Here is a 25,914-nt window from a genome sequence, read left to right as displayed (position 1 = left end):
TATTGCTGTCATTCAGGAAATTGGCCTGAATATGAATAACTGGGAACTGGCAGGTATCCCAGATGGGCGCTATACCCGGGAATCAATTAAGCGCTACAGTATGCAGGCATTTGAACAAAACGCCTATCGTGCAATTGCGGACATTGGATAAAATGGAACAGGGAACTGACAACAACGTCCGTTTGTGGTGCATACCGACTAATCAATAAGCTCGCATGATGCTTGGGCCATAACTTGCTTCAGTCCAGCCCTGCCAGCGTACGGATATGTGCTTCCACACTGCGCCCCAGCGCGGAAAGGTCGTAACCGCCCTCTAGGCAGGAAACAATCTTGCCCCCGGCATGTCTGTCGGCCACCTGCATCAACTGGCTTGTTATCCAGGCGTAATCATTTTCCACCAAACCGATTTGCCCCATGTCATCTTCGCGGTGGGCGTCAAAGCCGGCTGAAATAAAGATCATCTGGGGTTCAAACCGATCCAGCGCCGGCAGCCACTTTTCCTGCACAATATCACGGATAGCCTCCCCTTTGGTGTAGTGCTCTACCGGTATATTGATCATGTTATCGGCTTTGGGCGGCACACCCATATGCGGGAAAAAAGGATGCTGAAAGAAACTGACCATAAGTGCCCGCTCATCACCAGCCAGAATATCCTCGGTTCCATTGCCATGGTGCACGTCAAAATCCACCACTGCTACACGCTGCAGCCCCAGCACATCCAATGCAAAAAGAGCCGCCAGAGCCACATTGCAGACAAAACAAAAACCATGCGCCCGGGCACGCTCGGCATGGTGTCCTGGCGGACGCACCGCACAAAACGCATTGTTCAGTTCCCCGGAAAAGACCGCCTCGGTCGCAGCTATCGACATGCCGGCTGAACGCCTGATGGCTTGTAAGGTATACTGGTTAATGGTGGTATCCGGGTCAACATACCGGTAACTCGGCCCGCCTGCAGCGTACTCTTCGAGCAATAGCTCATGTTCACTTTTTAACCATGCAAGATAAGCAGCAGAATGCGCCATCATCAAAGCATTATCGCTTGCCAGATCGGCACTGCGGCGCTCCAGAAAGTCCGCCAGTCCGCTGGCGATCAGTCTGTCTTCAATGGCATCCAGACGCTCCGGGCATTCTGGATGTCCCGATCCCATCTCGTGTCTCCAACAATCAGGGTGGGAGAAATATCCTGTTGTCATATTTAATTTTCTTTTAAATGCGCATTATTTATTATATTAATAATAATACTTTTTTATACTAAGCGAATTGCTTTATCACAAATATATCATGAGCACAGACATTCCCAATAAATTAAAAACGCTGTTACAACAACTCAATACCATTATTATCGGAAAACAACAGCAAGTTGCCAATAGTGTTGTGTGCCTGCTTGCCGGCGGACATTTGTTGATTGAAGATGTGCCGGGTGTGGGTAAAACAACCCTGGCACAGGCCTTGGCGCACAGTTTCGGGCTGCATTTTTCGCGCGTTCAGTTTACTTCGGATCTGATGCCTTCTGACCTGACCGGCGTTTCCATTTACGACCGCACCAATGAATCCTTCGTGTTCCACCCCGGTCCGGTCTTTTCACAGGTGTTGCTGGCTGATGAAATCAACCGGGCCAGCCCCAAAACACAAAGCGCCCTGTTGGAAGCGATGGAAGAGCGGCAGGTCAGTATTGAAGGACAGACACGGCCACTGCCCAGTCCGTTCTTTGTGATTGCCACCCAGAACCCGCAAGAACAGGTTGGCACCTATCCGCTGCCAGAGTCCCAGTTAGACCGCTTTCTGATGAAAATCTCTCTGGGTTACCCCAGCCGCGCGGCCGAAATTGACCTGTTGACAGGAACAGACCGCCGTAAACTGATCCACCAGTTGCCTGCCGCATTAAACACAGAAGAATTGCTGATAGTGCAGCGGTTCATTGATAAGGTTGAGGTAGCGCCTCCTTTGCTGGAATACCTGCTGGATCTGACCGAAGCCACCCGTTCCGGGCAATGGTTCGTGCAAGGATTAAGCCCGCGCGCGGTGCTGGCCATATTGCGGGCAGCCAGAACCAAAGCCATGCTGGCAGGACGCAGTTATGTAGTGCCCGAAGACGTGCAGAATATTTTCCCCTGCTGTGCCTCGCATCGCCTGCTGCCGATTGCCGGTGCCTCACGCGGCTCCATAGAGCAGATACAGGCCATGATGCAGTCTATTCCGATCAGGTAAGGCGCCTTGCCCTTCTCTCTTTGCTAACTGGGAATTCATGCAACACGTTCATTATGCCGCATAGACCACGCCAAGCAACACCCAGCCATCATCTGCGCCTGCGTAACATTTATGTGCTGCCAACCCGCGCAGGTTTCATGCTGCTGGCCACTTTATTGCTGCTGCTGGTCACCAGCATCAACTTTCAGTTGAACCTGGGGTATGCACTGACTTTTTTAATTACCGGCGCAGCGGCGGCCAGCGTATTTACGGCTTACCGCACCCTGCGCAACCTGTCTTTGGGCATGCGCGGCATCACCCCGACCTTTGCCGGGCAGAATCTGCAGTTCACAGTCGTCATCGACAACCCGGACAAACGGGCGCACTACGGTATCGGGCTGGCCATAGATGTTTATGGACTGCGCTATGAAAAAAACGAATGGACATGGACCGACATTCCTGCCAACGAAACAGCGACCATCACACTTTCTGTCATGGCAAATGAGCGGGGCTGGCTGGGCGTTCCCCAGCTTGTTATCCTGACCCGTTTTCCAATGGGTGTTTTCCGCACCTGGAGTGTATGGCAGCCTGCCGCCGCTGGTCTTGTATACCCGGCTGCTGAAATCAAAGCGCCCGTATTGCCAACCAACCAGTTGCATGAACAGTCTCCCGGACAAAATACCGCCCAAAAATGGGTAGGCGACGAATACGATGGCACCCGGCCCTATCAGCCAGGTGATCCGCTCAAGCGCATTGTGTGGAAGAAAGTGCTGGCCAGCGGCGAACTGGTCAGCCGGCAAACCGCCTCTTTTGAAAGCAATGAATTGTGGCTGAGTCTGCAGTCCACCCGGCTGAGCATGCTGGAAGCACAGCTTTCCCGCCTGACCACATGGGTACTGCAGGCGCATGGGCTGGGCATCGCTTATGGGCTGCAACTGGGCAACCTGCGCATTCCACCGGCAACCGGGGAAGCGCATCAATTGCGCTGTTTGCGCGAACTGGCACTTTACCAGCGCCCGCAAACACAGCCCAACATGCCTAATGAGGGGTAGGACCATGGCAAAGACACCCTCTTCATTTTCATTCAAAGCCATCAGTGCCGCCAAAATGCCACGCGAGCAGCGTGATACGCTGTTCATTCTGGGCACCTTGTTGTTTATTTTGCTGCCGCACTTTTTTTACCTGCCGATCTGGGCCTCTGTACTCACCTGCCTGACCCTGCTTTGGCGCGCCTGGCTGACCAGAGGCACTGCCAAGTTACCAGGGCTGTTGATCAAAATCTCCTTGCTGGTATTTTTTGTCGGCGCCACGCTGATCAGTTATAAAACCATTGCCGGCCCACAGGCAGGCGGTACGCTGCTGGTCATGCTGGTTTCACTGAAGACACTGGAACTCAGAGCCCGGCGCGATGCCCTGATTATTTTTTATCTGGGCTTTTTCCTGATCATGATGAGTTTCTTCGAGTCTCAGAATATCCTGATTGCCCTATGCATGCTGATCTCGCTGACTGCATTAATGGCTGCACTGATCAACGCCCATATGCCAGCCGGGTATCCGCCGCTCAAAGACGCTATCCGCATTGCATTGCGCCTGATGCTTTGGGGTACGCCTTTCATGGTCATTCTGTTTTTGACATTTCCGCGCCTGGACCCGCTATGGGCGTTACCAGACCCCAATGTGGCGAAAACAGGTGTTTCAGATGAACTGTCCATCAACGGCATTTCCGAACTGGTGCAAAATCAGGCCATTGCTTTTCGCGTCAAGTTTGAGGGTAACGCGCCTGCCCAAAAAGATCTTTATTTTCGTGGCCCTGTGCTCTCTCTTTTTGACGGGCGTGTCTGGCGTGCACGTGGCATACCGATACACAACATGCTGTCGGCTGAAGAAAAAGAAGCCTATTTCACCTTTTCCGGCCCGGCAGTTCACTATGAGATTACACAGGAAACCACCAACCAGAACTGGCTTTTCACGCTGGATCTGACGCCCCCGCAAGGTGCACCTACACTCAACAGCAACCGGGCCCAAATAGGATACGGCGGCCAATGGGCTGTGGGCAGAATCATCTCGGACCGCATTCGCTACAATGCAACGGCTTACTTCAACTACCAATTAGGCAGTAACACACCACCCAATGCCCTGTATATAGAAACATTTCTGCCTTCGCAAAGTAACCCCAGAACACAGGCCTGGGCCAAGCAACTGATGCAGGACCCGTCCTTCGCGGCCCTTGATCCACGCGGCAAAGCGCAATGGCTGCTGAACTACATTCGCCAGGAAAACTTTCACTATACCTTGCAACCGCCAGCCGGCTACACAGCGGCAACCGCAGCAGACCAGCTCTGGTTTGACTACCGCGCCGGTTTTTGTGAGCACTATGCATCGGCATTTGTGGTGTTGATGCGTGCGCTGAACATTCCAGCCCGCATCGTGACAGGCTACCAGGGAGCCGAGCCCAATTTCATCGACGATTACTGGATTGTCCGCCAGAGCAACGCCCATGCCTGGACCGAAATATGGCAGCCAGGAGAAGGCTGGATCCGTATTGATCCCACATCAGCCATTGCACCGTACCGCATCAACAATGGCAGTCTGTTTTTGACCGATGAAAACGCAGGCAACCGGTCGTTTGCCAATCTGCCGTTCATTGACAAATTGCTGATGCGCTGGGATGCACTGGAAAACTACTGGAACCAATGGGTGCTGGCCTATTCGGTCGATGCGGGCATTGACCTGCTGTCGCGGCTGGGCATTAAAAACGCCTCCTGGGGTACCCTGGTGAAAATACTATTAGGCATAACCGGCGCTGTTCTGCTGGTGCTGCTGCTGATCATCAGGTGGAAGAACCGCACTCAAGACCACTGGCTGAAAGCTTATGCTGTGCTGCGGCAAAAGCTGCAAAAGGCCGGCTTTCCGTCTGATGCAACAACCGCCCCTAGAACCCTGGCAAAACAACTGGCTGGCTCTGCCGCACAGCAACCCAAATTGCAGCAGGCACAACATCTGCTGCTGCGGTTGGAAAAACTGCGTTATGCCCCTTCTGCTTCTCAACACCATTCTCTCAAAGAGGTCATACGGGAAGTTCATCGATTCCATATTTCATGACACAATAAGACATCTTTATATATACCGCTTCAACAGACACCATCATCCTTATGACAGCTTCTTTTCCCCGTTCTCTTGCCCGCATGATCGTTTGTACTACTGCCAGCATCAGTTGCATGGTGTTGCTGGCCGGTTGTGAAAATACGGCCCCTGTCACATCATCTGAAGAACTGGCACAAAACCATACCCCTGCACCTGCTGAGCAAAACACGGCCGATGAAATTCTGGAAGCAGCGCACATCAACATCACCCCGCCCCAGCCTGACCCGTGCGAAACGCTGGGCGACCTGATTCGCGAGACCAAGCCCGAAACAGCACTGACCACACCAGGCAACTACAAAGACCGAGCCGATGTCAAAGCCTTTGCACAACAGGTTTCCGCTTGCCACAACCTGGATCTGGCATGGGTGCTAGATACCCTGGGGCAGGCACAATACCAGGCCTCCACGGCCAAGTTCATCATGCCGCAGCCTTCCGGCACACGCAACTGGCAGAATTTCAAAGGGCGTTTTATCCAAGCAAACCGGATTCAGGCCGGTGTTAAATTCTGGCGCCAGAACCACGAATGGCTGGAACGCGCCGAAGCCTCCTATGGCGTACCGGCAGACATTGTGATGGGTATTCTGGGCGTGGAAACCGTATTCGGGCAGTTTACCGGCAACCACCGCATTATCGACGCGCTGGCCACACTGGCATTTGACTTTCCACAGGGCCGCAGCGACCGTACCGATTACTTTGCCAGCGAACTTGCATACTACCTTGTATTCACTGCTCGTGAAAACGTACCTCCGTTAAGCGTACGCGGCTCCTACGCCGGTGCCATGGGCATGCCGCAGTTCATGCCTTCCAGCCTGCTCAATTACGGCGTCGACTTTGATGGTGACGGCAAAATTGACCTGCACAACAGCGCCCCCGACATCATCGGCAGTGTCGCCAACTACCTGGCCGCACACGGCTGGCAAAGAGGCTTGCCGCCAACCCTGCCCATATTGTTCCAGGGGGCTTCCCAAGAAAGCCTTGAAGCACTGCTGAAGCCCGACATCGTGCCCACCTTTACCATTCAAGAGCTCGAGCGGCATGGTGTGCTCGTCGATGCCAGCGCTAACGAAAATATGGATATGACCCATACCAAACTGGCCTTCATTGCGCTGGAAAACGGCACCGATCTGCCACCGGATTACATCGCAGGAACACAGAACTTTTTTGTCATCACCCGCTACAACCGCTCCAGCTTTTACGCCATGGTGGTTGTGGAAATGGGCAATGCCATTGCCAAGGCATACGCTGGCAACATGCCGTCCAAAGTTGCTGTACCCCATTAAACCTCCTCTGTTGTCAGCGTATACGTGAAGCAAACATGAGGTAAAAATGGCAGAAGGTGCATGGCCCGGCGTTACAGACGCGTATCGAGGTAAATGGAAAAAAATATTCAATGCAGCAACTCCTGCACAAGGCATTCACCTGCACAGTGCCTGCCCCGTCTGCGGCCTGAAAAAACTCTACAGATATTATGCCCTGGAGAGACTGGAACCACGCATGATTGAAGGTGTCATGTTCAAAGGCAGAGGAAGTTTGTGGCAATGGTGTTCAGCATGCCATTCTTTTGAACACTATTCGGCGTATGTGCCATTGTGGTGGTCTTTTGAGCTGCCCCAACTCGACCATGCCAAATTGACGGCCATCCCCGATATGATAGACAATGCCATTAAAAACAGATAATCCATAGGGTCCAATGCAACATACCATTTCCAGTATGAACCTGCGCGAAGCAGCGCTTCACGCCTTGTGCATATGCGCCCCGGCAGAAAAAAGCAACGCGGTCATTTCATACTACACACAAACAGCTTTCCAGCAAATCCCATCCGGCGCAGAACTGTCAATTATCCCCTCGGCCAGCGCCCCCATGCCCGGCAGGCCTGACCTGCCCAGGCTCCTGCCACCCAAAGATGTACCCAGACGCAGCCCGAACACGCTACAGGGCCGCGCTGCGCTGATTCACGCACTGACGCACATTGAATTCAACGCCATCAATCTGGCGCTGGATGCGGTATGGCGTTTCCCCAATATGCCCGAACCATATTACCGCGACTGGTGGCAGGTCGCCTATGAAGAGGTACTGCACTTTAACCTGATGCGCGAACACCTGGAACAGCTCGGTTATCACTATGGCGACTTTGACGCACATGGTGGCCTGTGGAACATGGTCGAAAAAACCAGTACTGATTTATGTGCCCGCATGGCGCTGATTCCACGCACCATGGAAGCCCGCGGGCTGGATGTCACCCCCGGCATTCAGGAAAAACTGCGTCAGGTAGGCGACCATGATGCCGTGGCAATTCTGGACATCATCATCCGCGATGAAATCGGCCACGTAACCTTTGGCAACCGCTGGTACCACTGGCTGTGCGAGCAACAGGGGGTTGACCCGCAAACACATTACGCCAGCCTGCTGGAGCAGTACCATGCACCGCGCATCAAACCGCCACTCAATGAAGCCGCGCGCCACAAGGCCGGTTTTACTGCACAGGAACTGGCGGCATTAAATACTCCTTCCTAACTACATTCACCTGCAAAGCCGCATGAAATGGAAGAACTGCGAAAAAAATACCTTGAAGTCGAACACCGGTTATCACTGCTTTGTGCCGAAAAAGACCTTCTTCTGAACGAGCTGATCCGTGTATATACGGAAACGTTTAACATGCCTGCCCCGGACTTTGATCATGAAATGATTGACAGCATCAGGCTATGGCTGACCGCAGAAGGCTCTTACCAGACGTGCGACCAGTTGGAAGCCATGGCTGCCAAAACAGATGACCCAGCGCTTAAAAAAGACCTGCTGGAGCAGTCACAGGCGATTGAAAACAAATGCGCTGCCTATTGCATGCCCAGAAATAGATACCAACAGATAAAACAGCAGCAAAATAAACAACACAAAAAAACCAGAAAATAATTTGCGCCTGACCGATTGAAAAACAGGCGAACCGAAGTTCGCCTGTTCATGTTGGCTAGGCTGCCAGCCGCATGGCAACAGCGTCAGGTGCCTGTGCATAGCGTTCAAACTGCATATTGAAACTGCCCCGCCCTGAAGTGAGCGCACGCAAGGTTCCAATATAGCCGAACATTTCCTGCAAAGGCACGCTGGCTTCAACCACGCAGAACTGGCCCTGCACATCCTGCGCATGGATGATGCCACGCCGCCGGCTCAGATCACCAATGCTGTCGCCCAGCGCAGCCGCAGGTGTATGTACCTGCACCCGCATCAACGGTTCCAGCACCACAGGGCCCGCCTTACGCACAGCTGCCTGAAAAGCCGCTACCGCAGCCTGTTCAAACGCCATAACGGACGAATCCTGCTCATGGTAACTGCCATCAAGCAGCGTGACTCTGATATCCACACAGGGGAAATGCCCCAGCACACCGGCCTGCGCCGCACGGCGTACACCGGCCTGCACCCCAGGTATGTATTCACGCGGCACAGCACCACCGACAATTTTGCTTTCGAACTGAATGCCCTGTCCTTCAGGCAAAGGCTCCAGTCGCAGCACCACTTCGGCATACTGCCCAGGACCACCACTCTGCTTTTTATGCAGGTAACGCTCTTCCACGGTCTTTGTGATCGTTTCCCGGTAAGCCACCTGCGGCCTGCCGGTATTTACTTCCACATTAAACCGCTGGCGCAGATCCTCCAGCCGCACGTCCAGTTGCAGCTCACCCATGCCGGACAGAATGATCTGCCCGCTGTCGCTATCCTGCCGCACATGCAGACTGGGGTCTTCACGCACCAGCGCCTGCAATGCCAGCCCCAGACGTTGCTGGTCTGCCTGCTTTTTCGGTTCAATCGCAATGTCGATCACCGGGTCCGCGGCCACAATCTGTTCCAACACCACCGGGTGCGCCGGGTCTGACAGCGTATGCCCGGTCACAGCATCCTTGATGCCCATCACCGCCACAATATCACCGGCCTGTGCCAGCTTGACCTCATTCCTCTGGTCTGCATGCATTTCATACAGGCGCGAAATGCGCTCCCGTTTACCCGTTGTCGCATTCAGCACCATATCACCCGCGTGCAACTGCCCACGGTAAACGCGCAAGAACGAAAGCTGCCCATGCTGATCGGCAATTACCTTGAACAGCAACGCCACCAGCGGTGCATCCGGGTCAGAGTCGACCGGGTTTTGCACCTCAGCGGGCGCAGGCAGATAATCCACCACAGCATCCAGCAACGGCTCTATACCATAACTGCGATAGGCTGATGCCGCCAGTACCGGCACAAACGCACCGGCAATGGTGCCACGGCGGATACAGGCACGCAGTTCCTCAACCGAGGGCTCGGCACCATCCAGCCAGCGCGCCAATAAGGCATCATCCTGCTCAACCGCCAGTTCAACCATTTTGCTGCGCCACTGTTGTGCAGTATCTGCCATTTCAACCGGAATATCGGCCACCTGATATGCTTCGCCCGATGACGACGCCCAGTACAGCGCACGCTGCTGCAACAGGTCGACCACACCGTGGAATTCGCCTTCTGAGCCGATTGGCAGATACAGCACCAAAGGCACCACATCCAGCCGCTCACGGATCATCTCCACCACACGGGCAAAATCGGCCCCGGTGCGGTCCAGCTTGTTTACCAGCGCAATACGCGGCACATGGTACTGATCGGCCAGGCGCCAGTTGGTTTCGGTTTGCGGCTCCACACCCGCAACACCGTCAAAAACAACAACAGCGCCATCAAGCACGCGCAGCGAACGCTTGACCTCAATATTGAAATCAATGTGGCCCGGTGTGTCGATGATATTGATCGGATGCTCACGCCAGAACACGGTGGTTGCCGCGCTGTTGATCGTGATACCGCGCTTGCGTTCCTGCTCGTCATAGTCCAGCGTGGTATCGCCCGCATGCGTATTGCCCATGCGGTAGTTTTTGCCGGTGTAATACAGAATGCGCTCTGCCGTGGTGGTTTTGCCTGCATCCACGTGCGCGATGATGCCAATGTTACGAATTCGGTTTCTCATGGTTTTACCCCTTGGTTATCACACGTCTGCCAGGCACTACCGTATTTACGTGCCGCTGGCATGGTGTTGAATCTGAAAGTCTGTCGGTTGACCTTCAGAATCACCAAAGGTCAACCACTAACCTGCTGACTGGCTCAAAAGCCCTCCTAAAGCGCTTTTGCCATCATGAACAGAGCCGAAGCACAGGCGCAAGCTATCCTGACCCCGGCCGGCCCGAATGGATTCGATCTGTTTGTCATAGCGGAACATGACTCACTGGCTCCTGAAAATGTGATGAATAAAAACAAAAAACCCGGCAGACTCAAAGCCAACCGGGTTCCACAAAAATTTGCTGAGCTTCAGAAGGCCTTCAATACCGCCTTCCGTACCACTGATACGTCAGGCTACTGAATCAAAATTGCGTGCACACCGGCAGGCAGCACAAAACACACAGCAGATGCTGTGTTTTGCGCAGAAACCATCAGTGTGTTAGCAAAATTCAGTTTCATGACTTTCTGATATGGTGATGAATCAATGGTTTTCAATAGATCCATTGGAACGCCCCGCACATCAACCCGCTGTACAACTTAATCAACCGGCTGACCTACTTCAAACGAGCGCCCCAATGTCAGTTACATATTTTACTGCCATGGCCTTATATGCAGCAAGGCAGGCCGTACCGCTGCAAAGAACCCCTGTACGCTCCACTGGCCCCAAACAATTTGTACAACACCTCTGAAAAAATATCTAATTTATTGAATTTAAATGGAAATTAAAAATTCACAACAAACTGTTCCCCCTAACCCGACTCTCTCGCCCGACCCCCAAACACTGTACCGAAAGAGCAACAGCACATTCAACACAAGGTCGAATCGGCACGCGTACAAAACCTCATACAAACCCCGGCGTATCAGGCATGGCCTGACCTGTGATCTGATATTGATATAACCTTATATATTGCTGTAAAGCTATTCTTCAAAAAATTCAATATAAAAGGAAACCATGATGCAATTTCTACACACCATGCTGCGCGTGGGCAATATGCAGCGATCCATTGATTTTTATACCCAACTGTTGGGCATGACGCTGCTACGCACCGTCGACCGCCCTGACCAGCAATACAGCCTGGCGTACCTGGGATACGCTGGCGGTAACCCTGAACAGGCTGAGTTGGAGCTGACCTATAACTATGGAACCGACCATTACGACATGGGAACAGCCTACGGCCACATTGCCATTGGCGTTAACGACTGTTATGCGGCATGTGAAAAAATCCGTACCGGTGGTGGCCAGATATCCCGTGAACCTGGCCCGGTGAAAGGCGGAACCACGGTGATTGCCTTTATTGTTGACCCTGACGGCTATAAAATTGAACTGATACAAAACGGTACCATGCAGTAACATGACCATAAAGCTTATACCGCTGTTCTGAACTGCCGGAATCATTGTCAGGGGCATGGATTGGCACAACCAGTAGAATAAGCACACCTATCACGACGCACAAAGGGTATTGGCAACATGTCTGAACCACGTTCGACCACACATCATATCCATGAGGTATTCACACAGCGCTGGTCGCCCCGGTCATTTACCGGTGAGGCCATTGATGAAAAAACATTGATGAGTTTTTTTGAAGCGGCCCATTGGGCACCTTCGGCGCACAACAGCCAGCCCTGGCGGTTTATCTATGCCCTGAAAGGCAGCCTCGAATGGGAGCCCTTGTTTGCACCGATTTTCCCGCAAAACCAGATCTGGGCACAAAACGCATCCGCGCTGGTTCTGTTTGTTGCGCAAACACAATGGATTCCTCCACTGATGGACCATGAGGTGCCTCTGCCATATCATGCGCTGGATGTGGGCGCAGCAGCCATGTGCTTTTCCTTGCAGGCAACAATGTCGGGCTGGGATACGCATCCAATTGCCGGCTTTGACAAAGAATCCGCGCATAACCTGCTGGGCATTCCGGATCTGTTTGCGCCGTTGCTGCTGATGGCTGTTGGCCGCCGCAATCCGGACATATCCGCTTTACCCAAAGAGTTGCAGGAGCGTGAAAAACCCAGCTCACGCATCGCGCTCAATGAACTGGTGAGCAAAGGCCTGTTCCAGCTTTAACCCGTATTGGCTGGCTCAGCCGGTGGTGTGCATTCAACAGCAATCGGCTATGCCAGAATTCATTTTCAATATTCCGTCACTTCGCCATTACCGGCAATCAGCACAGTACGGATGGGCGTTTCAGGATAAACCTGTGCCAGCGCCTGCCTGTATAGCGCCAGTTGTTCACGGTAAGCGTCAGCATGATGCGCTTCAGGATTCCAGGACGATTTGTAATCGACAATCCACCACTGCCCATCCAGCATCACCAGCCGGTCAATGCGCACAATTTCTCCCTGGTAACTCAGCTCAACCTCGTTCTCGGCCAGCTCAATCGCATCCGCATCAAAAAAACGCCTGCTTTGCGCATGGGTCAGAATCGCCTGGGCGCTGCGCGCCGCTTTAGCGGCTTGCCCAAAATCCAGTCCATGTTCCCGTGCTGCTGCCTGCACATGCATATCTTGCGTGCTGCCCCACTCCAGCAGGCGATGCACCACCCGGCCAAAGCGCTGCGCAGTTGAGGTCTGTTCAGCGGAATTGCCTGCTCCCAGTTGGGCCGCACGAGAAATACCGGGCAGCCCTGTTTCTGCGCGCACCAGTTCCATCCATTCGGCAGCCTGCGCCGGTTGCTCCATGATCTGCGGGCTATACGCTGGCTGCTCCAGTTGTTCAAAAACACCCTGCGCAGTTATTTGAGAAGACGAAACGTCAGCAGCCAGCGCCAGCTCAGGAATACGCTGCAACTGATTTAGCCTGCACCACCAGCTCTGCTCATCCCTGCCGGTTTTGACCGCAGAAAACACCAGGCGTTCCTGAGCCCGCGTCATCGCCACATACAGGGCATTGAGCTCTTCACGCGCATTGGCGGCAGCTTCGCTTTGCGCCAGCAGCGCCACATCAGCCGGCAGTTTTTTGGCACTGGTGAAAAATACAAACCGGCGCGGGTGGCTTTCCTGCGCGGGCCAGTCCATTAGCACAGAAAATCCGTCCGCCCTGGATTTGGCCGGATCGGTATCCAGCACAATCACGCCACGTGCTTCCAACCCCTTAGCACCGTGAATAGTGAGCAGTTCCACCGCATCACCACCGCCCGGATATTCGCTTTTGATCGGGCGTTTGCGCAATGCCCGCACAAAGTTATAAGGCGTTGCATAACGCCCGCCATCCAGCGTTAAAGCCTGTTGCAGCAAAGAGCGCAGATTGGTCAGCACCTCGTCACGCATCGCCACCGGAACCGCCTGTGCATAACGTGCCAGCAGGGCAGCCTGGTTGTAAATGGCATCCAACAAATCATGCGGCGGCAGTTCGCGCGCCAATTTTTCCCATTGTTGAAGCAGCCCGGCTGCCCGTTGCAGAGCAGCAGGAAATTCATCCTCCTCGCCTGCTGCCTGCAGCAGCACATCCCACCAGCTGACGGGCGTTTTTTCCGCTGCGGCACATCCGGCATCATCAGGCACCGGCATGCGTGCCTGCCTGACCCGCTGTGCCAGCAGCATCAGATCATCGTCGTTCACATCAAAAATTGGACTGCGCAGCACCTGCGCCAGTGACAGGTCATGCATGTGCGAAGCCAGCACATCCAGCAGGGCAGTCACATCCTGAATTTCCTGCGTTTGCCCCAACAACACATCATCAGCAAAACGCCAGGGAATACGCCGGTGGTTCAGTTCCACCAGCAGTTCGCGCAAACGGTCTTTTTTGCGTGACAGCACTTTGATATCAGATGCCCGCCAGCCGTCCTGCACTATCCACTGGCTGATCAGGTCGGCCACCTGGCGTACCTCCTGCTTACGCAGTTTTTCCTCTTCCACATAACGCGGCTCGGTCAGCGAATCGCGCCATTGCATACGCTGTTGCGCCGATTGCTTCTGCCCGGTAGCCTGCTCCACCGGCGGCAAAATACCTACCAGCCCCGGCTGTGAAGAAGCTGTGGTATGCGCCCGGAAGTCCGCATATTCCCCTACCGTCTGTGCCAGCGTAAACAGCTCATTCACACGCTCAATCACTCCACACGCATTGCGGCGCGTATGATCGCACGCCAGCCGGTCAGCCCCCCACATCTGTTGCAGAAAATCGCACGCAGCCATAAACACTGCCGGGTCGGCCCGGCGAAAGCGGTAAATGGACTGCTTGGGGTCTCCCACAATGAACACGCTCAGCCGTCCGCCACCGCCAATACCACCATAGGCAGAAAACCAGCTGCGCAGCGCCTGCCACTGCAAAGGGTTGGTATCCTGAAACTCGTCGATCAGCACCTGGCTGATGCTGGCGTCCAGCCGCTGCGCCACCCAGCCATAGGTTTCGGTATCGCCCAACAGGCGCAGTGCCACACGCTCCAGATCGACCATGTCCACCTTGCCCTGCTCGCGTTTGACCTGCGCATAACACGCGAGCAACGCACGCGTTAAGCGCATCATGCGCTGCTGGTACACATAAGCGTCATGCTGGATAAGTGCTTCCAGTAAGGGCTGCAACTCCTGTTCGGCCAGTTGGGCTGCTTCAAATTTTTGCAGGCGGTTATTCAGGCGAAATTCGGTTTTAACAAACAGCGCTTCGCGCAGCATGTTCAGACGCTGCTTGGCATTGTCTGCGGTCAATGCCTGTTCTATGGCACTGGCTGCATTCTGCGGTGTTTTATTCTTCTCCTGCCTCAGCACTTTGGCATAACCCAGCCAGCGCTGAACAAATGCAGCATGCATCGCCTGGCTGCCTGGGTCGGGCGCATCAGCAACTGAATCGGCCACTTTTCCATGTGCATCAGCCAACGCAAATTCAATACGGCGTTCCCAGGCCTTCCGCAAGGCTTCCTGCGTGTTAAAGCTGCCCTGCTCCTGAAGCAGGTTTTCCAGGTCTTCCCGCAGTTCACTGTTGTGCAGACACTTTTGCAGCAGCGCGTACCAGGCCGGGGCAAACAGCTCGCTGTCATCTTCAACCAGCTCATAGCTGGCCGGCAAGCCCAGTTCATTCAGTACCCCCATAGGGGCAGCGCCCAGCAACTGTGCAAACCACCCATGGAAAGTGCGTATCTCCACACTGCGCGGGTTGGCAATGAGCCTGGCGTAAAGCCCGCGCAGTTCGGGCACCAGCGGTTTGGCCTGATCCGCCGCAATGCCCCGGTTTACCAATTCCTGTACCAGCACGACATCATCTGCCTCGTGCGCAAATGCATGCAACCATTCCTGCAGGCGGGCACGCATTTCACCGGCGGCTTTTTTGGTGTAGGTAATTGCCAGTATCGCTTCAGGCTTGACCCCTGCCAGCAAGGCCCGCAGGATGCGGGATACCAGCATCCAGGTTTTTCCGGCACCGGCACAGGCCTCTACCGAAACACTGCGTGCCGGATCACAGGCAATGGCATAAAAATGTTCTGCGCTGACTGGCGCACCATTGGCCGTATACGCAGGAGCATGAGATCGTACAGATGGGTTTGGCACAGAATCAGTCATGCAGTTCCCCTGTCTGTACTGCGCCATTGACCGCCACCGGATCGGCAGCACTTAAGGCAGGCTGGGCGTCAGTTTCCCAGTATTTTTTCCGGCACAACCCGATAGCCGAACAGTAGGCACACGCCTGCGCCTGGCCGATCGGATCCGCAGGAAAACCATCTTCCAGCCTCTGCAAGTCATTCACAATGCCCTGGCGCAGCGCCTGTTTGTCCTGTGCCAGATCCTTGACTGAAAATGCTTCGACATTACCTTCCCGCTCATCCAGCGACAGGTAAAATGCCGACGCGGCATCTGCCTGGGAAACTTCGCCCACAGCGTTCCCGCCTTTGACCATCTGCCCTTCCATCAGCAGGGCATAAAAAGGCAGTTGCACATCTTCAAACGGTTCATTGACACGCTGCCTGGTTTTGGAGCGCCGTTCTGTCTTGTAATCAATCACCACAGGCGCGCCCCGCTTTTTGTCCAGACGGTCGATACGCCCCTGCAAAGTGATTTGGTCAGTCAGTTGGCTACGCATCGCCAGCTCTGCCTGCTCAAACTGTCCCCCTTCACTTTCGTACCCGTGCAGCCAGCTCAGATACGCTACGGAAATGTCCGGCCAGCGCGCACGCCAGAGAATCAGCGCCGCCTGATCATAGTTTTCAGAAAGCTGCTGCGCACATGCATTGAGCAACTCGGTATCACCTGCCATTGTGCAAGGGAAATTCTGCTGTGCCCTCTGTTCGTGAAACTGTTTAAGCACGGCATGCAGCCAGTTACCATAATCACGCTGATCCAGTTCGCTGTCCAGTTCGTCAGGTTCGCGCAGTTGCATCATGTACAAAGCATAAAAACGGTAAGGGCAGTTGCGCAGGGCCTGATAGGCTGATGCGCTCAACATGTCCACCTGCAAACGTTTGGCAGGCCGTGGGGCAGGAACCGGTGTAGACTGCGCTTCCAGCAAACGCATTGTCCGCTGATCCGGCTGTTGGTCGGAAAGCTGCATCCCGCCTTCTGCTTCAGCATTCAAAAGCCTTTGTACCAGCGTGGCAGGCCTCAGCGGCTGAGAGCCCTCCATGGAACGCCAGATCAGACTGACACGGGGCAGCCTTAACGCCTGCACCCACTGTGCCTGCAAACGTTGCCACCAGCGCTGGCGGCTGGCCAGCCCCAGGGCGATGCGGTCAGATTCACGCCAGAATCCTGGCAGGCTGGGGGCTGCCGTCAAACGTGTTTCATCACAGCCCGGAATGACAATGGCGGCAAAAGGACGCAACATGACACGGGCCAATGGCGTGATCACCACCTGCGGCTGCTCGGGAGCAGGCGGAATAAACGTCACTGTTTCCAGTGCATGCGCCACCCAGCGGACAAAATCAGCATAATTCATTGATACGGCTTGTGCCTGCCGGGCAAAATCAGACAGAACATGTTCCGCATCAGCCTCTGACTGTGCAGACAACTCGTGGCAGTGCAGTATCTGCAACGCCTCAATCCCTGCCGCATCGCGCAGTAAAAACGCTTTGGCGCCGCATTGCTCCAGCACCTGGTCAAATACCTGCAAATGTGCCCATAAACTGCGCTGCCCTGTGCCCCGCAGGGTTGTCACCAGGTCATTGATGCGCCGCAGTACCTGTTGTGCAGCCAGTGGCCAGCCGGGCCGCGCTTCGTAAGGCCACTTGGGAACTTCCTGTTTGCGGATACAGGCCTCCAGCATATCCAGCCCGCAGGTGAATTCATGGTTTGGCGGCAACGCTTTAAACGCATCCAGCAGTGTATCAGCCGGGGCATCCCACAAGCCACTGCGAACCAGGCTCATCACCAGTGCGGCAGAACGCGTGGTGGAAAGTGTCCAACCGGTTTCATCGGCCAGTGCAACACCCTGCCGCGACAACAGGGCCCGCACACGGCGGGCGATTGGCCGGTCTTGCGAGCATAAGGCTACAGGCATGACACCGGCATTGAGCAGGTTGACCACTTCTGCCGCTGCGCGTTCAGCTTCATCTTCAGCATCACTGGCAATCTGCCACACCGGGGGATGCTCTTTGGCAATGACAGCCAGAGGATCGGTCTGCACTTCCATGCGTTTAAACATATCCGGCGTGGACTGCACGTGTGCCTGCTGCGACGAAAACAGATCGAGATTCAGCCACAACCGCTGTTGCTGCGGCCAGCGGGCATACAGGTTCTGCGTCAGCGCGTCCGGCCCGCCGGCCTGCACCACCACCAGCGCAGTGCGCTGCTGCGACAATGCCGATACGTTATCTGCCAGTGCGAACAATATGTCGGTAGCCCATACCTCGGTTGCGCTGGCCCATGCCACAGCCAGCGGCCCCAGCGCCGCTTCCACGCCCGCCACGCCAGGCTGCGGCTGCTCAGCCAGTTGCCCGGCCTGTTTCCAGTAAGCCACACGCTCCTGCGGTGCCAGTGTGCCAGCTGCCTGCATCAGGTCATTGGCCATGGTTACCAGCGGCTCCACCAGGGCATTGGCCAGATCAAGCGCCTGCCCCTGCTCCAGCCGGCGCAGCCAGCTTTGTGCCTGCAGATGGTCCAGCACCGGGTCTCCACAAGGTCCTGCGCCTGGGTGATGCACACCGCCCAGCCTTGCCGCCCAGGTCTGGGTCGTCTCTATGCGGGGAATCAAACCGTCCCCAAGTTCCTGCTGCCACGCTTTTCGCAGCGGAGATATCACCTGGACAAACGGCAATACCACGGTAATTTGTGTGGGTATTAGGCCGCCTCTTTTACCCCATTCGTTAATCTCGGCGGCAACCCTTCTCCACAGCGAAGAAGTGGCTCCGCTCTCTAAAGGCCAATCCCAGGCGCTTGTCAAGCCAGGGAGGGTATCATCATTTACTGAGTGGGTAGTCACGGCCATTGAAAAACAACTTTTCGCCTTTATGTCAGAATTCACATCCATGGGAATGTGCTGGTAATATTTCACACATTTCAGGGTTTTTCCTTATTATGATTATGATAATCAACTTGAACAAGGTTTCATTATGAGCACAGAACTCATCAAGCATGTTACCGACAGTAGTTTTGAAAACGATGTCCTCCAGTCCCCCACACCCGTTCTAATTGACTTCTGGGCCGAATGGTGCGGCCCATGCCGCATGATGGCCCCTATTCTCGATGAAATTGCCGAGGAGTGCCAAGGTAAGCTGGTTGTCGCCAAGGTCAATACCGACGAAAACCGCAATACCGCCGCCAAGTTCGGGATTCGTGGCATTCCAACACTGATGCTGTTTAAAAATGGCGACCTGCTGGCAACCAAAGTGGGTGCAGCAAGCAAGTCACAATTACTCAGCTTCATCGAACCCCATATTTCCTGATTCCTCAGGATTTGTTACACTTTTTTCTTGCAGACAGCTTTTTTCGTCGTATACTAGCTGCCTGAACAGTGAAAACAGCCTGTTTGTCTTTGGACCAGCAGGCTGTTGTACAAATACCCACCATTTTCACACGCACTTTGATCAGTGTGCCGACAAGTGGTACAGGTTAGCATATTCCTTGCTATAAATTTTCAACATATCCTTTAACCGCCAAGGGGCGGACTTCATGCATCTTTCTGAACTAAAAAAACTCCATGTTTCAGCGTTGCTCGAGATGGCCGAAGGCCTTGAGATTGATAACGCTGCCCGGTTGCGCAAACAGGAACTCATGTTTGCCATTATGAAAAAACGCGCCAAAGGCGGTGAACAGGTCTTTGGCGATGGTGTGCTTGAAGTCCTGCCGGACGGTTTCGGCTTTCTGCGTGCGCCGGAAGCCAGTTATATGGCTGCAACCGACGATATTTATATCAGCCCCAGCCAGATCCGCCGCTTCAACCTGCACACCGGCGATGCCATTGAAGGTGAAGTCCGCACCCCGAAAGATGGCGAACGCTATTTCGCGCTGGTCAAAGTGGACCGTGTCAACGGCCTCACGCCTGAGCAAAATAAGCACAAGATCATGTTCGAAAACCTCACCCCGCTGTTTCCGAATAAACAGCTGGTGCTGGAGCGTGATACCCGCAGTGAAGAAAACATCACCGGGCGCATCATCGACCTGATCTCCCCCATCGGTAAAGGCCAGCGTGCACTGATTGTGGCACCGCCGAAAAGCGGTAAAACCGTGCTGATGCAAAACATTGCCCACGCCATTACCGCCAACAACCCGGATGTTTACCTGATTGTGCTGCTGGTGGATGAACGGCCGGAAGAAGTGACAGAAATGCAACGCTCGGTTCAGGGCGAAGTGGTCAGCTCCACCTTTGACGAACCGGCCACCCGCCATGTCCATGTGGCAGAAATGGTTATCGAGCGCGCCAAACGCCTGGTTGAACTGAAAAAAGACGTGGTGATTCTGCTGGACTCCATCACCCGCCTGGCACGTGCTTATAACAATGTTGTGCCGTCATCCGGCAAGGTACTTACCGGCGGTGTCGATGCCAACGCACTGCAACGCCCGAAACGCTTTTTTGGTGCTGCACGCAATATTGAAGAAGGCGGTTCCCTGACAATCATTGCCACCGCGCTGATCGACACCGGCAGCCGGATGGATGAAGTGATTTTTGAAGAATTCAAAGGCACCGGCAACAGCGAAATCCAGTTGGATCGCCGCCTGTATGAAAAACGTGTGTTTCCGGCCATTGCCCTCAACAAGTCTGGCACACGGCGTGAAGAACTGCTGGTGCCCAACGACGTGCTGCAAAAAACCTGGATTCTGCGCAAACTGCTCTATCAGATGGACGAAATTGAAGCGATGGAGTTTATTCAGACCAAAATGCGCCAGACCAAAAACAACAACGAATTTTTTGAAATGATGCGCAAAGGCAGCTAAAGCGGCAAATTACAGCCTCTTGTCATCCAAGCACATTTTGTGCGATAATAGAGAATTATTCTGGAAAGTACTGCGCTTATTCAATGAAGCAGGCAGCGGCTCCCGTTGTTAAACATAGCTAGGAAAAATACCATGCGTGAAGGTATCCACCCCGATTATCGTGAAGTTGTATTTCTGGACCAATCTAACGGCTTCCAGTTTGTAACCCGTTCTTGCGCTCCGACCAAAGAAACCGTCAAACTTGACGATGGTCGCGAACTCCCCCTGTTCAAACTGGAAACATCCAGCGAATCGCACCCGTTCTACACCGGAACACAGAAGAGTGTGGACTCCATGGGTGGTCGCGTTGAGAAATTCCGCAACAAATTTGCCAAGGCAGGTTCTCTGTTGCGCAAATAATGGACGGCTGCGCCGCATTTTGAATTGCGGCCTGGCAACTGATCCATTTCAAAAAAGGGCTGCGACGGTTCACACCGCACTGCCCTTTTTTCATTGAACTTCATTGCCCCTGAGTAACGAAATTCACAACGATATCGTTACAATCACTGCATACCCTCACAACAGATTATTGATGTGAACCAACCCACCCCGGCCATAGTCACCCAACGCGAGGTCAAGCGCCTGCCGCGCCTGGCTCTGCTGCTGATGTGTGCCGCCTACATATTGCCCGGTTTATTTGGCCGGGACCCCTGGCGTCCCAGCGACTCCACCGCTTTCGGATACATGTATGCGCTGGCCGAAGGCCATACCTCATGGCTTGCCCCGGAGCTTTTAGGCAATTCGCCTGATGGTGGGCTGATTCCCTACTGGCTGGGGGCCGCCTTTATCAAACTGCTGCCGTTTCTGGATGCGCCCACCGCCGCGCGCATTCCATTTGCTTTGCTGCTGGCCGCAATTTTCCTGCTCACCTGGTACGCCTGCTATTACCTGGCACGCACCGAGCCGGCACAACCGATTGCCTTTGCTTTTGGTGGTGAAGCCAAGCCGAAAGATTACGCACGCGCTATTGCAGACGGCGCCTTGCTGGCACTGATGGCCACCATCGGCTTATTGCAGCCAGGGCATGAAACCACCCCGGAACTGGTACAGATGGGGTGCATTACATTTTTCTTTTTTGCACTCGCCGCAGCACCGTATAAAACAGTATCTACCTGGATATGCGCGGCCTGTTCATTGCCGGTACTTGCACTCAGTGGCGGCCCTGTCATGGCCGTGGTGCTGGGTATTGCCGCGGCGGTCATGTGCGCTAATTCCGAGTATGAAAAAGCCCGTCCGGCGGCAGCCTTTTTTATCCTCGGTGTTGTGTTATCTGTTGTATTGTCCTGGCTGACCAATACCTGGGGCGGCATCAGCATATACATCAATTCGCCATTGCGCCTGCTGTTATCGTTCATGGAAAATGCAGTGTGGTTCACCTGGCCGGTATGGCCTTTTCTGGGATGGACATTATGGCACTGGCGTTATCTGTGGCGCCGCAGACACATCTCCGGCCCGCTGGTCGTGGTGGTGGTTGCAGTTTTGGGCTGCCTGTTCAGCGATGGCGACAAAAACTACCTGCTTTATGCATTGCCCGCCATGGCTGTACTGGCTGCATTTGCCATGCCCACATTCAAGCGCAGCGTATCGGCGCTGATTGACTGGTTTGCGCTGATTCTTTTCACGCTGCTGATGCTGGTGGGTTGGTTTTACTGGTTTGCCATGTCAACCGGCTATCCGGCAACACCCTCAGCCAAAGTATTGCGTCTGGTACCCGGCTATACACCCGAATTCGCGCTGCTGCCCTTCATCATTGCGCTGCTGGCAACCATTGCCTGGCTATGGCTGGTACGCTGGCGTACCGGCAGGCATCCGCACGCTATCTGGAAAGGCATGGTGCTCTCAGCTGGCGGCGTGACACTGTGCTGGCTGATGCTGATGACCCTGGGGCTGAATGTGATGGACTACGCACGCAGCTTCAGGCCCTGGACTGCCCGAATTGAGCAGGTGGTTACTGCCAGCGGCACTGTACCTGAATGCCTGTCCACACAGAATCTTTCTGTCATGCAGATTGCCACCTGGTCATGGCAGCCTGGCATACCGTTGCGTGCAGAAACGGCCAACTGCCCTTATCTGATTGTCAATGCACCATCCAATGCGTTTATTCCCTTTGTTGATAAACAGCGTTGGGAGCTAGACGACAATGGCATTGTCATCCGCCCAAGTGACCGTACCCTGCAAGACCGGGTTCTGATTTACCGCCTGCACCCGGATGCATATCATGACGCTGCTCAGCCTGCTGATAACGCCATTGGTATTGCGCATGAATGATTTTTTTAAGATCGGGCGTCATGCATTTTCTGTATTAGCTGGTCAGTGGGCGGCTGTCGGCTATGGCATAGTCGACAACGCCATTGCCGGCCACATAGACAAAACCGCGTTATCAGCCCTTTCACTGGGCATTGCCATCTACATGAGCGTGTTCATCGGCCTGATGGGCATTGTTCAGGCCATTTTGCCCATTGCCGGCCAGCTCTATGGTGCCAAGCGCTATACAGAAATTGGCTACCAATGCCGGCAGACGTTTTACCTGGCCATTGGGGTCAGCATTATCGGCATTCTGTGCCTGATGTTTCCCGGCCCCCTGCTGCAACTGGCTGACGCCCCGCCCGAAAAAGAAGCGCTGGTACGCGATTACCTGCACATGCTGGCGCTGGGGTTTGTGCCTGCAGTGCTGTTCCGGATTTATGCCTCTTTGAGCCAGGCCATATCGCGCCCGCTGTTTGTTACTGTGCTGCAGATCATCGGGCTCGTTATCAAAATCCCGCTGACCTGGCTGCTGGCCGTGCAATGGGAGATGGGCATTGCCGGCTGCGGCGTGAGTACAACGATGCTGAACACGCTGTTCTTCATCATTGCTGTCGTCATGCTGATCAAGCACCCGGTATACCGACCATTTCATATTATCCAGCGGCTGGAGCCACCGGCTGCCAAAGACCAGGTCGCCTTATTAAAGCTGGGCATTCCGATGGGGCTGAGCTACTTTATTGAAGTGACCGGCACCACGTTCATGGCCATATTTATTGCACGCTTTCATTCCGATGCCTATGCCAGCGGGCACCAGATCGTGGGCAGCATTGCCGGTGCCGTCTACATGATTCCACTGTCCATCAGCATTGCCAGCAGCGCCATTGTTGCCCAGTACCTGGGAGCCTGTAATTACATTGCTGCCAGATCTGCCGGTTATAAAGGCATTACCATGGCAATCATCTGCGCCATTGCAGCAGGCCTGCTGGTCTACTTCTGCCAGCAACCCATTATCGGCATTTATACGATCGATCCCGATGTGATTGCTGTGGCCTCTTCACTGATCATCTTTATTGCCCTGTATCAGTTGGCAGACGCAACCCAGATCACTGCCGCATTCATCCTGCGGGCTTACAAGATTGCGATTCTGCCCACCATTTTGTATGCTGTGGCGCTGTGGGGTGTCGGGCTGGGTGGGGGCTATACGATTGCATTCAACCTCACCGGGCACTCACCTGAATTTCTGCAAGGCCCGGCCGGCTTCTGGTTTGGCAACGCCGTCAGTCTGGCTGCCATTGCCATCGCACTGGTCATGCTGTTCAACCATATCTCAAAAAAACTGATTGCAGAAGAAAAGCATCTGGCTTCAGAAGCCATACCTGCTTAGGCCATAAACGCCTTGTCTTCACTATAGCGCTTACGCTGAAGTATCAGGAACCTGGCAGCTTTCCAGCATAATGGTCAGCGATGAAATGTCATGAAACCCCTGTACCTGCGCAGCCTCACAAATCGCATCATGCAGTTTGGCATCATTTAAAAACTCAACACGAGAGCCACACGGACTGATCAGCATGTCGGCTTTCTCTGATGTTTTCTGTGGTTTAAGCCGGTACAGCATGGCACCTCCTTCAGAGCGTACCCGCAACACAACACCATGCTGTTCCAGATGATTGAGCGTACGGTAAACCGTCGCCAGAGAGAAAGTCATGCTTCCGACCGTCTGTGCACGCTGAATCACACAACAGAAAATCTGTTTTGCATCCAGACATTTCGGTGCGACCTGCTCCAGTATATGCAACACCACCAGCCGAACCGCTGTCGGACGAAGCCCGGCCTGTGCCAGCCTGGCGTGCGCCGATTCCAGCTCATCCATCTGTGCTGTCAGATCTTTTTTACTCATACAGCCCTCCGATAAAAGCTTTTACTCCACTTCTCTGGGCGCATTTTTAACGCCATGCTTCCAGTAGTTGGAAGCGCGTATCCGCGATTTATCTACACCACGAACCGTCACAAAATGCTGGTGTACTGCCTTTATCACAGCACTCTCTGCCGCAGCCCAGATGAATCCTTCGCCCTCAGGTAATGCCGTATCAGACAAGGCGTCCACAAAAGCCTTCACCTCATCCTGCTGGTCACGCCGGTACAGCCATGTAGCAGACAGTTGCGCCTTGGTGTTTAACGGTAGTTGTGCTGACGGGTCATCCACCTCAATGAATGTATATACCCGCGCCTGTACCGGCAGCTCTTCCAGCCTGCGGGCGATGGCCGGATACGCGGTTTCATCCCCGATCAGAAAGTGCCAGTCAAAATGGCTGGGAATCACCATGGAACCGCGTGGCCCGCCCATACCCAGATAATGCCCGGGTTGTGCCTGCTGCGCCCACGTAATGGCAGCACCACCATTATGAACGGCAAAGTCCAGCACCAATTCACGTTTGAGCGGGTCATACCGACGTGGCGTGTAGTCCCGCACCGTCGGGCGTGCCTGCCCTTCAGGAAAGATCAGGCCATTCTCTCCCACTTCAGGCAACACCAGCCGCTCACTCCCTGGCTCTGGAAAAAAAAGTTTGACGTGATCATCAAAAGAAGCCGATTGAAAGTCATGCAGGTCATCGCTTTGCAAAGTGATTCTGACAAAATTCGGTAATTCGCGAGACACTTCTTTCACTCGCAGCAGACGCATTTTTAAAGGGAAACGGACCCGTTCAATGGCAAAATCACGCACTTCAGACATGTGTACATTCCTTGTAGTTGTGGTTCACAAAAATGCTGATCCCAATGTCATGGTTATTTTTAACCGGCATGGTTCCAATCAGACACGAATAAAATATATCGTAAGATATATTTAAAGATACTTTAAACTATCTTACGATATAAAGTCAAGCATTTAGATTGAAATAATGGTGCCCAGGTTCACACCTTGCAACCATGCAAAGCCCATAGATTGCAAAAACAGATACCTGTGAACAAATCCACGGAGCAAGCCGGTCACCTCTCAAAGTGACCAT

The 25,914-nt window shown here is 54.1% G+C and carries 21 protein-coding genes; 15 read left to right on the top strand and 6 right to left on the bottom strand.

Features of this window, described 5'->3' with window-relative positions:
- Positions 1–239: 239 nt before the first annotated feature.
- Positions 240–1,148: a histone deacetylase family protein gene (locus AACY98_RS04840; RefSeq protein ID WP_239441992.1), complete on the bottom strand. Its 909-nt coding sequence runs from the start codon at positions 1,146–1,148 to the stop codon at positions 240–242.
- A gap of 133 nt (positions 1,149–1,281) precedes the next feature.
- Here AACY98_RS04840 and AACY98_RS04835 point away from each other — a divergent pair, with 133 nt between their 5' ends.
- The 7 genes from AACY98_RS04835 to AACY98_RS04805 are packed head-to-tail and all read left to right on the top strand — an operon-like array spanning position 1,282 to position 8,239.
- Positions 1,282–2,208, top strand: a complete 927-nt coding sequence (locus AACY98_RS04835) for an AAA family ATPase (protein WP_339802270.1) — start codon at positions 1,282–1,284, stop codon at positions 2,206–2,208.
- A 53-nt stretch (positions 2,209–2,261) separates the two neighbouring features.
- Complete coding sequence (locus AACY98_RS04830) at positions 2,262–3,239, top strand: DUF58 domain-containing protein (protein WP_339802267.1); 978 nt, start codon at positions 2,262–2,264, stop codon at positions 3,237–3,239.
- Between the two features lie 4 nt (positions 3,240–3,243).
- Complete coding sequence (locus AACY98_RS04825) at positions 3,244–5,289, top strand: DUF3488 and transglutaminase-like domain-containing protein (protein ID WP_339802265.1); 2,046 nt, start codon at positions 3,244–3,246, stop codon at positions 5,287–5,289.
- Between the two features lie 50 nt (positions 5,290–5,339).
- Positions 5,340–6,611, top strand: a complete 1,272-nt coding sequence (mltB, locus tag AACY98_RS04820; protein ID WP_339802262.1) for a lytic murein transglycosylase B — start codon at positions 5,340–5,342, stop codon at positions 6,609–6,611.
- A 46-nt stretch (positions 6,612–6,657) separates the two neighbouring features.
- A complete protein-coding gene (locus AACY98_RS04815; RefSeq protein WP_339802259.1) occupies positions 6,658–7,008 on the top strand; it encodes a hypothetical protein in 351 nt (116 codons plus the stop codon).
- A 13-nt stretch (positions 7,009–7,021) separates the two neighbouring features.
- The gene (locus AACY98_RS04810; protein ID WP_423817521.1) at positions 7,022–7,846 is read left to right on the top strand and encodes a ferritin-like domain-containing protein; all 825 of its coding nucleotides are present in this window, start codon (positions 7,022–7,024) and stop codon (positions 7,844–7,846) included.
- A gap of 27 nt (positions 7,847–7,873) precedes the next feature.
- Positions 7,874–8,239 carry a hypothetical protein gene (locus tag AACY98_RS04805; RefSeq protein ID WP_339802256.1) on the top strand — a complete coding sequence of 122 codons (366 nt, stop codon included), beginning with the start codon at positions 7,874–7,876 and terminating at the stop codon, positions 8,237–8,239.
- A gap of 55 nt (positions 8,240–8,294) precedes the next feature.
- On the opposite strand, the gene fusA is transcribed toward AACY98_RS04805, so the two are convergent.
- Positions 8,295–10,304, bottom strand: coding sequence for an elongation factor G (gene fusA / locus AACY98_RS04800; protein WP_339802253.1), 2,010 nt, complete (start codon positions 10,302–10,304; stop codon positions 8,295–8,297).
- Positions 10,305–10,469: 165 nt separating this feature from the next.
- On the opposite strand from fusA, the gene AACY98_RS04795 reads away from it, so the two are divergent.
- The 3 genes from AACY98_RS04795 (at position 10,470) to AACY98_RS04785 (ending at position 12,395) form a co-directional block, all read left to right on the top strand.
- Entirely contained in the window at positions 10,470–10,694 is a 225-nt protein-coding gene (locus tag AACY98_RS04795) for a hypothetical protein (RefSeq protein WP_126978150.1), read from the top strand.
- 594 nt (positions 10,695–11,288) lie between these two features.
- Complete coding sequence (gloA, locus tag AACY98_RS04790) at positions 11,289–11,684, top strand: lactoylglutathione lyase (protein WP_339802397.1); 396 nt, start codon at positions 11,289–11,291, stop codon at positions 11,682–11,684.
- Positions 11,685–11,801: 117 nt separating this feature from the next.
- On the top strand, positions 11,802–12,395 hold the full coding sequence (locus AACY98_RS04785) for a nitroreductase family protein (RefSeq protein WP_339802249.1): 594 nt from the start codon (positions 11,802–11,804) through the stop codon (positions 12,393–12,395).
- A gap of 65 nt (positions 12,396–12,460) precedes the next feature.
- Here AACY98_RS04785 and AACY98_RS04780 read toward each other — a convergent pair whose 3' ends face one another.
- Positions 12,461–15,820: a UvrD-helicase domain-containing protein gene (locus tag AACY98_RS04780; protein WP_339802247.1), complete on the bottom strand. Its 3,360-nt coding sequence runs from the start codon at positions 15,818–15,820 to the stop codon at positions 12,461–12,463.
- The gene (locus AACY98_RS04775; protein WP_339802244.1) at positions 15,813–18,632 is read right to left on the bottom strand and encodes a PD-(D/E)XK nuclease family protein; all 2,820 of its coding nucleotides are present in this window, start codon (positions 18,630–18,632) and stop codon (positions 15,813–15,815) included. Before AACY98_RS04775 ends, AACY98_RS04780 begins: the two co-directional genes overlap by 8 nt.
- 169 nt (positions 18,633–18,801) lie before the next feature.
- Here AACY98_RS04775 and trxA point away from each other — a divergent pair, with 169 nt between their 5' ends.
- The 5 genes from trxA (at position 18,802) to AACY98_RS04750 (ending at position 24,293) form a co-directional block, all read left to right on the top strand.
- Positions 18,802–19,134: a thioredoxin TrxA gene (trxA, locus tag AACY98_RS04770; RefSeq protein ID WP_126978158.1), complete on the top strand. Its 333-nt coding sequence runs from the start codon at positions 18,802–18,804 to the stop codon at positions 19,132–19,134.
- Between the two features lie 226 nt (positions 19,135–19,360).
- The gene (gene rho / locus AACY98_RS04765) at positions 19,361–20,623 is read left to right on the top strand and encodes a transcription termination factor Rho (protein WP_126978160.1); all 1,263 of its coding nucleotides are present in this window, start codon (positions 19,361–19,363) and stop codon (positions 20,621–20,623) included.
- A 132-nt stretch (positions 20,624–20,755) separates the two neighbouring features.
- Positions 20,756–21,022, top strand: a complete 267-nt coding sequence (locus AACY98_RS04760; protein ID WP_126978162.1) for a type B 50S ribosomal protein L31 — start codon at positions 20,756–20,758, stop codon at positions 21,020–21,022.
- Between the two features lie 174 nt (positions 21,023–21,196).
- Complete coding sequence (locus AACY98_RS04755) at positions 21,197–22,930, top strand: hypothetical protein (protein WP_339802235.1); 1,734 nt, start codon at positions 21,197–21,199, stop codon at positions 22,928–22,930.
- Positions 22,881–24,293 (top strand): MATE family efflux transporter, encoded by a 1,413-nt coding sequence (locus tag AACY98_RS04750; protein WP_339802233.1) that lies wholly within the window; start codon positions 22,881–22,883, stop codon positions 24,291–24,293. The genes AACY98_RS04755 and AACY98_RS04750 overlap by 50 nt, the downstream gene beginning before the upstream one ends.
- 30 nt (positions 24,294–24,323) lie before the next feature.
- Here AACY98_RS04750 and AACY98_RS04745 read toward each other — a convergent pair whose 3' ends face one another.
- Complete coding sequence (locus tag AACY98_RS04745) at positions 24,324–24,806, bottom strand: Fur family transcriptional regulator (protein ID WP_339802230.1); 483 nt, start codon at positions 24,804–24,806, stop codon at positions 24,324–24,326.
- Positions 24,807–24,827: 21 nt separating this feature from the next.
- Complete coding sequence (locus AACY98_RS04740; protein ID WP_339802228.1) at positions 24,828–25,640, bottom strand: siderophore-interacting protein; 813 nt, start codon at positions 25,638–25,640, stop codon at positions 24,828–24,830.
- Between the last annotated feature and the right edge of the window lie 274 nt (positions 25,641–25,914).

The organism is Saezia sanguinis, assembly GCF_963921665.1.
Lineage (GTDB): Bacteria > Pseudomonadota > Gammaproteobacteria > Burkholderiales > Burkholderiaceae_C > Saezia > Saezia sanguinis.
The sequence above is the reverse complement of the archived record's forward strand: the minus strand, read 5'-3'. Positions and strand labels throughout refer to the sequence as shown.

What these genes read in the sequence shown, in the direction of transcription:
- AACY98_RS04750 (WP_339802233.1), top strand. Translation starts at nt 22,881, where the DNA reads ATGACGCTGCTCAGCCTGCTGATAACGCCATTGGTATTGCGCATGAAT.
- gloA (WP_339802397.1), top strand. Translation starts at nt 11,289, where the DNA reads ATGCAATTTCTACACACCATGCTGCGCGTGGGCAATATGCAGCGATCC.
- AACY98_RS04830 (WP_339802267.1), top strand. Translation starts at nt 2,262, where the DNA reads ATGCCGCATAGACCACGCCAAGCAACACCCAGCCATCATCTGCGCCTG.
- AACY98_RS04805 (WP_339802256.1), top strand. Translation starts at nt 7,874, where the DNA reads ATGGAAGAACTGCGAAAAAAATACCTTGAAGTCGAACACCGGTTATCA.
- AACY98_RS04815 (WP_339802259.1), top strand. Translation starts at nt 6,658, where the DNA reads ATGGCAGAAGGTGCATGGCCCGGCGTTACAGACGCGTATCGAGGTAAA.
- AACY98_RS04740 (WP_339802228.1), bottom strand. Translation starts at nt 25,640, where the DNA reads ATGTCTGAAGTGCGTGATTTTGCCATTGAACGGGTCCGTTTCCCTTTA.
- fusA (WP_339802253.1), bottom strand. Translation starts at nt 10,304, where the DNA reads ATGAGAAACCGAATTCGTAACATTGGCATCATCGCGCACGTGGATGCA.
- AACY98_RS04780 (WP_339802247.1), bottom strand. Translation starts at nt 15,820, where the DNA reads ATGACTGATTCTGTGCCAAACCCATCTGTACGATCTCATGCTCCTGCG.
- AACY98_RS04825 (WP_339802265.1), top strand. Translation starts at nt 3,244, where the DNA reads ATGGCAAAGACACCCTCTTCATTTTCATTCAAAGCCATCAGTGCCGCC.
- mltB (WP_339802262.1), top strand. Translation starts at nt 5,340, where the DNA reads ATGACAGCTTCTTTTCCCCGTTCTCTTGCCCGCATGATCGTTTGTACT.
- AACY98_RS04835 (WP_339802270.1), top strand. Translation starts at nt 1,282, where the DNA reads ATGAGCACAGACATTCCCAATAAATTAAAAACGCTGTTACAACAACTC.
- AACY98_RS04795 (WP_126978150.1), top strand. Translation starts at nt 10,470, where the DNA reads ATGAACAGAGCCGAAGCACAGGCGCAAGCTATCCTGACCCCGGCCGGC.
- AACY98_RS04810 (WP_423817521.1), top strand. Translation starts at nt 7,022, where the DNA reads ATGCAACATACCATTTCCAGTATGAACCTGCGCGAAGCAGCGCTTCAC.
- AACY98_RS04785 (WP_339802249.1), top strand. Translation starts at nt 11,802, where the DNA reads ATGTCTGAACCACGTTCGACCACACATCATATCCATGAGGTATTCACA.
- rho (WP_126978160.1), top strand. Translation starts at nt 19,361, where the DNA reads ATGCATCTTTCTGAACTAAAAAAACTCCATGTTTCAGCGTTGCTCGAG.
- trxA (WP_126978158.1), top strand. Translation starts at nt 18,802, where the DNA reads ATGAGCACAGAACTCATCAAGCATGTTACCGACAGTAGTTTTGAAAAC.
- AACY98_RS04760 (WP_126978162.1), top strand. Translation starts at nt 20,756, where the DNA reads ATGCGTGAAGGTATCCACCCCGATTATCGTGAAGTTGTATTTCTGGAC.
- AACY98_RS04745 (WP_339802230.1), bottom strand. Translation starts at nt 24,806, where the DNA reads ATGAGTAAAAAAGATCTGACAGCACAGATGGATGAGCTGGAATCGGCG.
- AACY98_RS04840 (WP_239441992.1), bottom strand. Translation starts at nt 1,148, where the DNA reads ATGGGATCGGGACATCCAGAATGCCCGGAGCGTCTGGATGCCATTGAA.